Raw genomic sequence first — 12,503 nt, 5'->3', positions numbered from 1 at the left:
CAGGCGGTTTATATATTTACTTCCCTGTTTGGTTGTACGGCTTTTAACTGAGGCAAGCCAATCATACCGAGCAAGATTTTAAAGAGAGGCAATATTGTTAGACGGGTCTTGAAACGATAAAAAAGGTGCCATGGAAAACCAAGGCTCCTTTTTTTCGTGAAACGAAATCATTTAGGAAGATTAGATGACTCACTTGACAGCAATTGATCACATTGCTTCCCTATTAAGTCGTTCCTTTTAAAAGTTGCATAAAGAAAGGCAAGGAATATCAGCGTGGAGGAAAATTGGAACGTTGTTTTGACACTGTATGTTTCCGTTATAAAGCCTAATAGTAAGACAGAGCCGGCAAATGTAAGATTGATGACCGCTCCCCAAACGGCATGAATTTTTGCAAGAGTCTTTTCCGTAGCATGGTCTTGGAATAGCTTGGTATAGATCACTTCCCGGATTTGTTCTGGGAGCCCGTACAGGCATGCCAGCAGCAAAGCTAAAGCAGGAATACTGGTAGTTCCAAAAAGCAGGATCAGCAGTGAACTGAGAAATAGCCCGAAAGTGATGAAGAATCCTATATATTTTTCTAGTAACTTGGCAAAACGGATGACGATCAATCCACTGAAAATCATGCCGACAAAGTAGCTTGTGTTAATGTACCCCCACCATTCCTCACCCAGTTGCAGGTTCTGTTCTACATATATATAGATAACGGCAGCCACCCACACGCTTGAAGCTAAAGTGGTTATGAAATCAATGGAAATGAGGGTACGGATAGTTGGGATTTGACGAATCGCAACCCATCCGGATTTAATCGAATCCCAGTTTGACGGAGCAACAGGGTCCGTCGCTTGTTCAGGGACTTTGATTCTCCCTGTATAGATCGTTGAAACGGCATAAAGCATGACCGTAAGCCAAATGATGAAACTGCTGTTGGTACTTATCAATAAGACGGAACCTAGTGGCCATCCTGCTACAAAGATGGTCTGGGTGATCACATTCAAGAAACCATTCGCTTTCATCCGCTCTACTTTTGGAACTAATTGAGGAACCAAAGCTGCGCTAACCGGGGCAGCGACTCCGTCCAATAATGAAATCAAAGCAATGAAGAAAATGACGGCAACGGAAAAACCATGATCGAAACTTATTATAAAGATTCCTAGGCAAACGAGTAAGATCGTTTTCCACCATTGAGATTGAACGATGATTCTTTTTAAAGGAAACCTGTCGATGACAAGGGGGGCAAGTAAACTGCTGATGAACCGAAAAATCGTTGTAATGAACGGGACAAACTTAAATAGAAGGCAGACCCCGTCAAATTATATAATAGTGAAATCAACCCGACTACATAAAAAATATCCCCTAGATTTGCAAATGCCTGACCAATCCAAAGGCATCGAAACGATGTGTTTTTCATGAATACCATCCTTTACGAAAATGAAGTTCATGGATATTTAGAATGGTTATTTTTTTACACTGGATTCACTCCTTAGATTCAATAGATTGCATGAGCCGGGTTGGCTTTTTTTATAAATGATTTTACCATAATATGAACGTGGGCGTTCTGAAATGCTTGCTCAATATGGAATATGGAATTATACTCCTTAATATATGTAAAAAAGGAGAAAAATTTGATGATTCGACGTTTTGCTTCATATTACCTGCCGCATAAGCGGTTATTCATTATTGATTTCTTCAGTGCAGTGGTCGTGGCTGTACTTGAACTTGCATTTCCGCTAGCTGTTCAGTGGTTTATTGATACACTGCTGCCTGGCGACGATTGGTCTGCCATAGTTTCGGTAAGTGCCGGTTTGTTCCTGCTTTATATCATTAGTACCTTCTTACAGTTCATAGTAGGGTACTGGGGCCATAAATTGGGTATAAATATCGAGACTGATATGCGTGAGGAATTATTTGAGCATGTGCAGAAACAATCTTTTCGTTTTTTTGATAACACGAAAACCGGCCATATCATGAGCCGCATAACCAATGATCTGTTCGATATTGGTGAACTTGCTCACCATGGTCCCGAAGATTTATTCATTGCTTTCATGACTTTTATAGGTGCATTTTGGATTATGTTGACAATCAATGTGAAACTGGCACTCGTATCGGTTTGTATTTTACCGTTTCTCGTGTTATTGATTGTCATAAGTAATTTAAAGATGAATAAAGCTTGGAAGAAAATGTATACAGAGGTTGCAGATGTAAATGCCCGTGTGGAAGATAGCGTCTCAGGAGTGAGGGTTGTACAATCCTTTACGAATGAAACATATGAAATGAAAAGATTTGCTACTAATAATCGCAGATTCCGTAAAGCGAAACTACTAGGTTATAAGGTTATGTCATTTAGTTTATCAGGCATTTACATGATGACGAGGTTCATGACCCTTGCCGTGTTGGTGATTGGAGCTTGGCTGACTTTTCATGGGCAGCTCTCTTATGGGGAACTGGTTGCATTCGTCTTATATGTTAACGTATTATTTAAGCCGATTGACAAAATCAGTGCGTTGATGGAACTCTATCCAAAAGGGATGGCCGGCTTTAAGCGTTTTACGGAACTACTGGATGTCGCGCCTGATGTAGAGGATAAAAAGGATGCAATTGAGATGACCACCCTCTTAGGGGATATTTCCTTTAAAGATGTTTCTTTTAACTATGAAGACAAAAAGCCGGTTTTAAAAGGAATTGATCTAACAATTAAAGCTGGTGAAACCATCGCTTTTGTCGGGCCTTCAGGGGCTGGGAAAACGACCATATGTTCATTGATCCCGCGTTTTTATGATGTTATGGCCGGTTCAATATCCATTGATGGAATTGATATTCGTGAAATGACGAAAAAGTCATTGCGCTCACAAATTGGCATAGTCCAGCAAGATGTATTCCTTTTCACAGGAACTGTAAAAGAGAACATTGCGTACGGAATGCTTGGAGCATCGGATGAACAAATTCAAGAAGCCGCAAGGAAAGCCCATTTGGAGACTTTCATTGAAGGACTTCCAGAAGGCTATGAAACTCAAATAGGTGAACGAGGCTTGAAATTATCGGGAGGACAAAAACAACGAATTGCAATAGCGAGGATGTTTTTGAAGAATCCGCCAATATTAATTCTCGATGAGGCAACCTCTGCACTAGATACGGAGACGGAAAGAATAATCCAGCAGGCTCTTACGGAACTAGCTGAAAACAGAACTACGTTAATCATCGCACACCGATTGGCAACCATTCGCAACGCTGACAAGATCGTGGTTGTTACGGAAGAAGGAATTGCTGAAGAAGGCGGTCACGATGACTTACTTAAGCAGGGGGGCATTTTTGCCAATCTGCATCAATTACAATTCCAAAAATGATAGAAAGCTATATGCCTAACAAGGACATATAGCTTTTTTAATAGAATGGAAACGAGTTCAATCAATATTGATTTGATAAAATTACATAATTTCCTATTAATATTTTCAATAAAAACATATTCCTATACAACTTAAGGTTCGGTAATGGTGCCTTATTAGTCGGTTATCATTCAAATTGAGTCGAAATCTAATAGGTTTGCCTATAACAATAGAATTGGCTGTGCATACAATAAGGGTAGACGGTGAGGCCATAAACCAGAAAAAAGTAAGGAGTGTAAATCGTGAAAGTAATGACTATTTTAGGGACTCGACCTGAAATTATCAGATTAAGTCTAATCATAAAGAAACTGGATCAATATGCCGATTCACATATTCTAGTGCACACTGGACAAAATTTCACCTCAACCTTAAGTGAAATATTCTTCCAACAGCTAAAGGTACGAACCCCTGATTATGTCTTGCTGAATCAACAGCAAACCCTCGGTGAACAGTTAGCAGCCATATATAAAAAATTAGAGACCATTTTTTTAAATGAAAAACCCGACAAAGTATTAGTGTTGGGGGATACAAACTCCGGACTCAGCTCCATCTTAGCAGAAAGAATGGGCATACCAGTCATTCATATGGAAGCAGGGAACCGTTGTTTTGACTTGGAAGTGCCTGAAGAAAAAAATCGTCGTATTATTGATGCTGTTTCAAGCTTTAATCTACCTTATACTCCTCAAAGTAAAGAGAATCTTTTGAATGAAGGTATCCCGAGCAAAAGAATATATTTATCGGGAAACCCCATTTACGAGGTCTTGAACCATTACGACAATGAAATCGAGCAAAGTTTAATCTTGGACAAAATGTGTTTGGATAAGGAAGATTATTTCCTCGTTACTATCCACCGTGCCGAAAATGTTGACCATGAAGAACGATTGCTGGAAATTATGAAGGGCATTAATTTGGTTGCCGAAACCTATCAAAAAAGAATCATATGCAGTTTACATCCCCGGACAAAATCCCGCATTGAACTCAGTCCCAAATTAGACGTGCATCCATTAATTGAATTTCATGAGCCATTTGGTTTCTTTGATTTTGTAAAGCTGGAAAAAAACGCTTTTTGTGTGCTGACCGATAGTGGAACCGTTCAGGAGGAATGTTGTTTGTTCCATGTACCGGCCGTTACGATACGAAAAACAACCGAAAGGCCAGAAACCATTGAGTCGGGCAGCAATATATTATCAGGAATTAACGCTAAACAAATCGTCAATTGTGTGAAGGTTATGGTTAACCAGCAAAAGAACTGGACTTTTCCAGTAGGCTACGACCATAAAAACGTTTCAGATAAAGTACTTAAAATAATACTGGGGGGCCATGAAATTGATTAAGAATCGAACAATCTTGGTAACAGGCGGTACAGGCTCATGGGGATATGAATTGGTTAGGCAGTTATTGGATTTTGAACCGCGTGAAATACGGATCTTTTCAAGAAATGAGTCCAATCAATTTACAATGAAGCAAGAGTTTGATAGTAATCCGAAATTAAATTTCATAATCGGGGATGTAAAAGAGAAGGAAGCTCTAGTGGAAGCATGCCAAGGTGTTGATTATATTTTTCATTTGGCTGCATTAAAGCATGTTCCTGTATGTGAAGATCAACCCATTGAAGCTTTAAAGACGAACGTGATTGGAACACAGAACGTAATAGATGCGGCCATAAGCTGTAATGTACATTCGGTTGTGAACATTTCTACAGACAAGGCATCGAATCCATCCAACTTTTATGGCCTTTCAAAGGCGATGGCAGAAAGATTGATCATCCACGCTAATACATTAAACACAAAAACAAGATTCGTCTGTATCCGAGGTGGGAATGTTTTAGGAACAAATGGAAGCGTCATCCATGTATTTAAAAAGCAGATTAAAGAAAAGGGGAAAATAGGCATAACCGACTTAAACATGACGAGATTCTTTTTAACAATTGAAGAAGCGATTAAATTGGTATTCAAGGCAACCTTTGAAAGCATTGGCGGAGAAATATTCGTAATGAAAATGCCTTCCTGTAAAATTATTGATCTTGCTCAAGTATTGATTGATTCGTCTGATGTGGAAAATGTTGAAGTGGATATACTAGGTATTAGGCCGGGAGAAAAATTGCACGAACTCCTCCTTTCTGAATACGAGAGTAAAACAACGATTACTTTTGATGAGGAGTACTTTGTTATTCTTCCTACAGTCCAATCAGAAGAAATAAAGGAACATTATTCACAATATAAACCTGTAAACTTATTGAACTACAATTCCAGCAAAGAATTGATGAGTAAAGACGAAATAAAAGATATATTACAAAAAGGCAGGTTTATTTAAATGAAGGTACTAATCCTTGGCGGAAAAGGGATGGCTGGACACGTAATAACAGCATATTTTCAAAAAAATCCACAGTATAAAGTGTTCTATACATCAAGGGACCCTGAAGATAAGGGAAGTATCTACCTAGATATTACTATCCCGACAAAGTTGGAGGAAATCATTGAATCTATAAAGCCGGATATTATTATTAACTGTATTGGTATATTAAATGACCATGCGGACAATAATCCGAAGCTGGCCTTTCAGGTAAATAGCTTATTGCCACATGAGCTGGTCAAATTAGCTGAACGGAACAATGGTAAATTAATTCATATAAGTACAGATTGCGTGTTTTCAGGAACGAAAGGCAATTATACGGAGGATGATATTCCTGACGGTACTTCTTTTTATGCTCAATCAAAACAACTGGGAGAAATCATTAGCGATAAACATTTAACTATTCGTACCTCCATAATAGGCCCAGAACTAAAAGAGGATGGAATTGGCTTATTTCTTTGGTTCATGAAGCAAAAGGGAGAAATAAAGGGGTACGAAAAAGTACTTTGGAATGGTGTAACAACGCTTGAATTAGCTAAAGCCATTGAAGCATTGATTGAGAATAACGTAACGGGCTTATATCATTTAGGTTCTGAGAATAAAATGGCAAAATATAATCTATTGAAATTAATCAAGGGGATCTTTAATAAAACAGATGTTGTGATTTTACCCGACTCAAATATCGTACTGGATCGGACAATAAAAAATACAAGGAACGATTTCTATTATCAGATTCCTAATTATGAACATATGCTGAAAGAATTGAAAAGCTGGATGGAAAAATAATGAGCCAAATGCCTAAATTGTTAATTACCGGGGCAAGCGGTTTCACCGGTCAGCATGCGTGTAATCACTTTGTAAAAGCAGGTTTTACTGTTACTGCTGTGTCTAGAAAGAGTTTCGAAAATGATCAAGTTCAGACAGAGCTTTGTGATCTAACAAACAAGGACCATGTAGGTAAATTAATAAAGAAAGTGAAACCCGATTATCTTCTTCATTTAGCAGGACAAAACCATGTTGGACAATCATGGATTGATCCTGTTTCTTCTCTGGAAGCGAATGCAATGTCAACCCTATATTTAATTGAAGCACTAAGGCAAGAAAATCCAGCCTGTAAAGTGGTTATAGTCGGTTCAGCTCTTCAATTTGACCCTCAAAAAATTACAACTCTAACACACCCTTATAGTTTAAGTAAAACTCTTCAAGTACTTATTGCCCAATCATGGGGAGTACTTTACAACATGAATATTGTAATTGCTAAACCCTCAAACTTGATAGGTCCCGGAATATCAACTGGTGTTTGTTCCATATTTGCAAAAAAAATAGTCGATATGGAAGAAAATAATGCAGAAAAAGTACTTGAAGTAAATAATCTGCAAGCAATAAGGGATTTCGTAGATGTAAGAGATGCGGTTAGGGCTTATGAAATTCTTTTAAGCCAGGGGAAAACAGGGGAAATCTATGATATTGCTTCTGGGGATAGCCACACTTTAGGAGAAGTGATCACCAGTTTTAGAGACTTAACAACGATTGACTTTGGTATAAAGTCTAAAGTAAATGATCAGGAAGAAGGCAGGGTTGAAATTTCACCAGTGGAAATCGTTAAATTAGGTTGGAAACCCGTTCTTTCATTGAAGTCGTCCTTAGAGGATATTCTTTATTTTTATCGTAATAACAAGTAAAAAGAGGATAAAAAATAAAAAATCTATAAAACCAGCAAAACCATTTTAAGGTTGCCTATCCAGATTACATTAATAAAAAAATCTAAATTTAGAATATGTAAGAACATATTAATGACAAAAAGGACGTGTAATTAAGTGTTCAATAAAAATGAAGTTTTAGATAAAATGTTAAAATATAGAGTGCCGTATTTCAACGAAGAGTTTCCTTTAATCCTTTTTTGGAGTCAAAAAAGTGGATGTACATCATTTGCAAAATGGTTTTTTTTTCAAATCGGACTCCTTGATGAAGCTATTCAATATAATCCGTGGATTCATCTTTACGAAGAAGAAGTATATAAAAATCAACCGAATTATAAAAAAGAACTGGTGAAAAGTCTTTTAATATCAAAAAAAAACACATTTAAGCTTGTTCGTGATCCATACAAAAGAGCTGTAAGCCAATTTCTAATCCTAGCCACTACCCAAGGGTTGGTGCAGTGGGAGAAGGAGTGGGAGAAAATTCGAGAATATTTTTATAACGACAAAAAAAGTAAAAAAGGTATTTCATTCAAGCAATTTTTATATTATATAAAAGACTACGATTCGATTGATGATCACTTTACTCCCCAATATATACAAGGTGAAGAGATTTTTGTAAAAAATTATATTTATTTAGAAACATTTGAAGCTCACATTTCGGAAATTGAAAAAAAATATGGGTTGAAAAAATCTAATCTAAATTTGATTACAAAATCAACACACCACCTTACTTCTTCAATGCTTTTAAATGGTAACTATTCTGATATGGAAATAACCAATGAAACATTCATAAGAGAAAGGAAATTTCCAACATATAAAAGTTTTTATGATGTAGAGGCAACTAATTTAGTCAATTTTATCTTCCATAAGGATTTCGAAGTTTATGGATATAAGAAAACAGGTAAAGTTTAAATTTTTATATAAGGATAACACTGTTATTTATATAAGGAGTGAATTATATTGTCTAATCATCATCCTTTGGTAAGCGTGGTGATACCTTTTTACAACTGCCAGTATGTTGCCCAGGCTATTGAAAGCGTATTAAGGCAAACATATCCACATGTTGAACTAATTGTTGTAAATGATGGATCGAATAAGTATCAGGATTTAATTACACCTTATCTATCTAAGATTACCTATATAGAGCAAACAAATAAAGGAGTGGCTGCCGCTTTAAATCATGGACTCAAAAGGGCAAAGGGGGAATACTTGGTTTGGCTTAGCTCAGATGATTTAATGGATGATCATAAAATTGAGTTACAACTTAGTTTCATGAAAAATGTTAACTCTTTTCTAAGCTTTACGAACTTTAATTTAATTAACGAAAATAATGATATTACTAGTTATAATGTAGGGATAAATTTCAAAACGGAATTAGAGATACTCCAAGCGTTATATAAATTTAATCCTATTAATGGATGCACTGTTATGATGTCAAGAAAGGTAATCGAAAAAATAGGTTACTTTAATGAACAACTAAAATACGCACAAGATTATGAATATTGGGTAAGGGTATCACTTCATTTTCCAATTAATTATTTTCATATAACTTTGACTAACTACAGAGTTCATCAATTAATGGGTTCTATCCTTCATAATAATGATCAAATGACTGAGTTTTACTCAATCAGAGAAAAATATAGGGGAAAAATTAATGGATTAATTTCCAAAAAAAGAGCTGAGAGCAATGCTTAACCGACCATATACTTTTAAGGGCAATGAATTTATTGGGATACAATATTTGTTTGAAAATACAGCCAACAATTTTACCTATGAATGTATAGTTCTACCTGGGAAATACAAAAAGGATATTTCGTCTGCTTATATTGTTACTCCTACTTGCAGCACCGAGGAAAATACTGCTGGTGTAGGTATTTCAATCAACGGGCATGAGATACGTGTTTTTGAACACAGTATGAATAGACTTAATACTGTTATCCTCGCACATTATAATAATTCCAATTGGATTGAGCTGGTTCTTGTTTATTCAAATAAAATTCCCTCTTTATTTATCAATGGAAAACTGATTGCTGTTGGTAATAGAAGCCCATTTAATAAAGTATATCCTTCAGGTGTTTTGGGTGGAAATGAAAAAGGAGAATGTTATACAGGTGAGATAAGGTCTGTTAAACTTTGGAATAAAAGTTTAAGCGTAGAACATGTGGCCCTGTTAAAGGAAAAGGCTTATGAGAACAATGAGCACCTTACCTGGGCCCATGACTTTTTAGATGGGGTCATATACAAAAACGGTAAGAAACTTAATGCTAAAGTAAGTGTCATAATGCCAACTTATAACAAATTTCCAGATATACTTATGACCCTTCATTCATTAGAATGTCAGAATTTTGATAAGAACGAGTTTGAAGTAATTATTGTAGACGACGGATCTGGGGACAAAACCCCAACAATATTTAAAGAAAATTCTTTTTCATTTAACTTAAAATATATTCGTTCAAATCATAATATTGGAAGGCCAAACATGAGGAATTTGGGAATCCAGAGTGCAAGTGGAAGTATTATTATATTTTTGGATGCTGAAATATTAGTAAATCCAGACTTTATTCTTCAACATTATTCTGCACATATGAAGAAGGAAAAAATAGTTGTATGCGGAAGTATGGTTCTCAGAGGGGTTTTTACTAAATACCATCCTGAATTTAATGATGATCAGTTAGCCCAGCTTAACTCGATAATACGCAAACAATCTACACTTTCATTAAAAGTTAGGAATAATATTCATAAAAGAAAACCGGTTAACTTATTATGTGAAAAAGACATTTATGACCAAAACTTTATGAAATTATCTTTTGAGAAGCCTCATGTGAAAATTTATAAAGAAACTCTTTTTTGCCACTATGGAAATGAACTTGATGGATTTCACTTTCCATGGATTCTGTTTTGTACTGGCAATGTCTCGGTTAAAACAAAAGGAATTATTGAAGTAGGTCTATTTGAAGAGTACCCTGGATACGGTTGGGATGATCATGAAATGGGTTATCGATTATATAAAAGAGGATACAGTTTCCTTAACCATACTGGTCTAATTTCATATCACCAAGAACATCCCATTGCTCAATCAAATCCTCAAGATGCTTTGCAAAATTTTGTACGAGTGTTTAAAAAATATCCTGAAATACAGATGAGAGTATTTGCACTCCACTTCTTAGGAATATCATTGTATAATATTAATTTAGTCTATGAATCTTATCGGGAATTTTTGAGTTTATTTCCACTTGAGTACCAAGTCGTTAAGGATGCTTTTTATTTTATGCTTGAATCTCTAGCTTCAAGGCTTTGGACTGGAAAAAAATTAACGAATCTCCTAGAAGGATTTCCTGTAGGTACAGAGAAAGTAAAATTTCAGTTAGATGAACTATTAAAAATACCACAACTTCATTCATTTGTTTCTTACTTTAAATATATGATGAATTTATAATTTAAGCCGGGACAATTATGGTCATGTTGTTCCGGCTTGTGTGTTTACCCTTTATGGTATATTCATTCACTTTCAAGCATTTTGATAAACTGCTGACTATATTTATCTGGACTAAAATGGACTTTTACATGGTTAAGAGCTGCTGAAATTATATGTTCTCTCAATTGTACATTCTCAATTAACTCTTTAGCCTCCTTTACAGCTTCCATGGTATTCCCTAGAGAGTAATACTTACCAGTTTGATTATGAATGATTGAATTTTTTACACCATCAGAATCTGTACTAAGTACAGGGCATCGGCAACTCATTGCTTCTACTATTGCATAACCAAATCCCTCTACTTTTGACGTAGAACATAGAAAGCCACCTGAGTCCCCAATAATTGAATAGTATTCAGCCATTTTGTCATTAGGGATATTCGAATAGATGGAAAGACTTTTTTCTAAATTTAAGCGTTTTATTAACTGTTGAAATCTTTGTCTTTCAATAGGGTTAGATAACGAATTGTCTTCAAACATATATAATTTTATATTTGAATTATATCCATTAATAAGATTGTAACCTATATCAAGAAATTCTCTCCAATTTTTATTATCTTCAATACGACCTATCCAAGCGAGAATTAAATGATTTCTTCTTTGTGTGAGTTTATAAGAGAATTTGCTCATATCAAAACAATTATTAAAGATGAACTTTGGAAACGGAAGAGAAAAATCATCTAGTATTTGCATAATGTGAGGGGTTTTAGAACTTAATATCCCATCGCCAAAAGCAGTAACTAATGGTATTGCCTTTTTTAGTTCTGATCTCGCTATGGTTTGAGACCCAAGCCCTTGAATTTCTAATATTATCTTGCCTTTATAGCCTAGTTTTCTAAACCTAGGAAGCCCGCTATAATCAGAAGTTATAATAATTGCACTATAATTTCCTTCTTTTAGGATTATTTTTATTTCATTATCATTATTTGTAATAAATGTTGGTCCATCATGATTATTTACTAATTCCCTCTGCTTACTGTAATAAAGAAAGTGACAATGGATATTTTTCTTTTTAAGTGCAGCACTTCTATGGCGATTTAAGGTTTCCACTCCACCGCTCGGAATAAAATAAACAAATAGTATGTTCATATTCTCCTCCCTAGAAATATAACTGATCTTTTATTGAGAATACATAAATCCTGAGCCATAAGAAACAGCTAAGAAATCGTTTATAAGAAAATGAATAAGTATATTAGGTATTGATTTTCCTTTTTTTATTTACGTGAACATTCAATATGTTAAGTTTGATTCATTGTTTATTAGTATGCTAATCAAGAGGATTATATACAATTTTCTCCTCCTGGAAATACTTAAGTACCTTGTCTAAATGTTTTAAATATATATAATAAAATTGTAATTACTACATATATTCTTATCCCCACTTTAAATAGTAAAGAAAAGTATAACGAATGTATAAAAAATCAGTCTAACCAATACTAAAGTACTGGTTAGCGAATTTCGGAAGACAAAGGATTTTGAATAAATTTTCAATAGTCTAAACACAAGGGAAAATGAACTGCTTTATAGAAATTTTAAAAATAGAATAGTGGTTTTTACGTCTACGAAGAGGCTAAAATGTGTCAAAAGTGTCTATCAT

10 protein-coding genes are annotated in these 12,503 nt (G+C 35.2%); 8 read left to right on the top strand and 2 right to left on the bottom strand.

Annotated elements, in window-relative coordinates:
- Window positions 1-167: 167 nt before the first annotated feature.
- Window positions 168-1,262, bottom strand: a complete 1,095-nt coding sequence (locus tag OTG27_RS22080) for an MFS transporter (protein ID WP_268938143.1) — start codon at window positions 1,260-1,262, stop codon at window positions 168-170.
- Between the two features lie 363 nt (window positions 1,263-1,625).
- Between OTG27_RS22080 and OTG27_RS22075 the strand changes: the two genes are divergently transcribed.
- The 8 genes from OTG27_RS22075 (at window position 1,626) to OTG27_RS22040 (ending at window position 10,868) form a co-directional block, all read left to right on the top strand.
- Window positions 1,626-3,341: an ABC transporter ATP-binding protein gene (locus OTG27_RS22075; RefSeq protein WP_106027407.1), complete on the top strand. Its 1,716-nt coding sequence runs from the start codon at window positions 1,626-1,628 to the stop codon at window positions 3,339-3,341.
- Window positions 3,342-3,622: 281 nt separating this feature from the next.
- Window positions 3,623-4,714 (top strand): non-hydrolyzing UDP-N-acetylglucosamine 2-epimerase, encoded by a 1,092-nt coding sequence (gene wecB / locus OTG27_RS22070; RefSeq protein WP_268938132.1) that lies wholly within the window; start codon window positions 3,623-3,625, stop codon window positions 4,712-4,714.
- Complete coding sequence (locus OTG27_RS22065) at window positions 4,707-5,693, top strand: polysaccharide biosynthesis protein (protein ID WP_268938131.1); 987 nt, start codon at window positions 4,707-4,709, stop codon at window positions 5,691-5,693. Before wecB ends, OTG27_RS22065 begins: the two co-directional genes overlap by 8 nt.
- Complete coding sequence (locus OTG27_RS22060; RefSeq protein ID WP_268938130.1) at window positions 5,694-6,518, top strand: dTDP-4-dehydrorhamnose reductase family protein; 825 nt, start codon at window positions 5,694-5,696, stop codon at window positions 6,516-6,518.
- Window positions 6,518-7,414: an NAD-dependent epimerase/dehydratase family protein gene (locus OTG27_RS22055; protein ID WP_268938129.1), complete on the top strand. Its 897-nt coding sequence runs from the start codon at window positions 6,518-6,520 to the stop codon at window positions 7,412-7,414. The genes OTG27_RS22060 and OTG27_RS22055 overlap by 1 nt, the downstream gene beginning before the upstream one ends.
- A gap of 165 nt (window positions 7,415-7,579) precedes the next feature.
- Window positions 7,580-8,344, top strand: coding sequence for a sulfotransferase family 2 domain-containing protein (locus OTG27_RS22050; protein WP_307730161.1), 765 nt, complete (start codon window positions 7,580-7,582; stop codon window positions 8,342-8,344).
- 48 nt (window positions 8,345-8,392) lie between these two features.
- Window positions 8,393-9,127: a glycosyltransferase gene (locus OTG27_RS22045; protein ID WP_268938127.1), complete on the top strand. Its 735-nt coding sequence runs from the start codon at window positions 8,393-8,395 to the stop codon at window positions 9,125-9,127.
- Window positions 9,120-10,868 carry a glycosyltransferase gene (locus OTG27_RS22040; protein ID WP_268938126.1) on the top strand — a complete coding sequence of 583 codons (1,749 nt, stop codon included), beginning with the start codon at window positions 9,120-9,122 and terminating at the stop codon, window positions 10,866-10,868. Before OTG27_RS22045 ends, OTG27_RS22040 begins: the two co-directional genes overlap by 8 nt.
- A gap of 62 nt (window positions 10,869-10,930) precedes the next feature.
- Here the strand turns inward: OTG27_RS22040 and OTG27_RS22035 are convergent, their stop codons facing one another.
- Window positions 10,931-11,995: a glycosyltransferase family 4 protein gene (locus OTG27_RS22035; protein WP_268938125.1), complete on the bottom strand. Its 1,065-nt coding sequence runs from the start codon at window positions 11,993-11,995 to the stop codon at window positions 10,931-10,933.
- Window positions 11,996-12,503 lie beyond the last annotated feature (508 nt).

This window comes from Peribacillus sp. AS_2, assembly GCF_026891895.1.
GTDB classification, from domain to species: Bacteria; Bacillota; Bacilli; order Bacillales; family DSM-1321; genus Peribacillus; species Peribacillus frigoritolerans.
The sequence above is the reverse complement of the archived record's forward strand: the minus strand, read 5'-3'. Positions and strand labels throughout refer to the sequence as shown.

Coding starts and splice junctions, on each gene's coding strand:
- OTG27_RS22040 (WP_268938126.1), top strand. CDS start 9,120: ATGCTTAACCGACCATATACTTTTAAGGGCAATGAATTTATTGGGATA.
- OTG27_RS22035 (WP_268938125.1), bottom strand. CDS start 11,995: ATGAACATACTATTTGTTTATTTTATTCCGAGCGGTGGAGTGGAAACC.
- OTG27_RS22050 (WP_307730161.1), top strand. CDS start 7,580: ATGTTAAAATATAGAGTGCCGTATTTCAACGAAGAGTTTCCTTTAATC.
- OTG27_RS22060 (WP_268938130.1), top strand. CDS start 5,694: ATGAAGGTACTAATCCTTGGCGGAAAAGGGATGGCTGGACACGTAATA.
- OTG27_RS22075 (WP_106027407.1), top strand. CDS start 1,626: ATGATTCGACGTTTTGCTTCATATTACCTGCCGCATAAGCGGTTATTC.
- OTG27_RS22055 (WP_268938129.1), top strand. CDS start 6,518: ATGAGCCAAATGCCTAAATTGTTAATTACCGGGGCAAGCGGTTTCACC.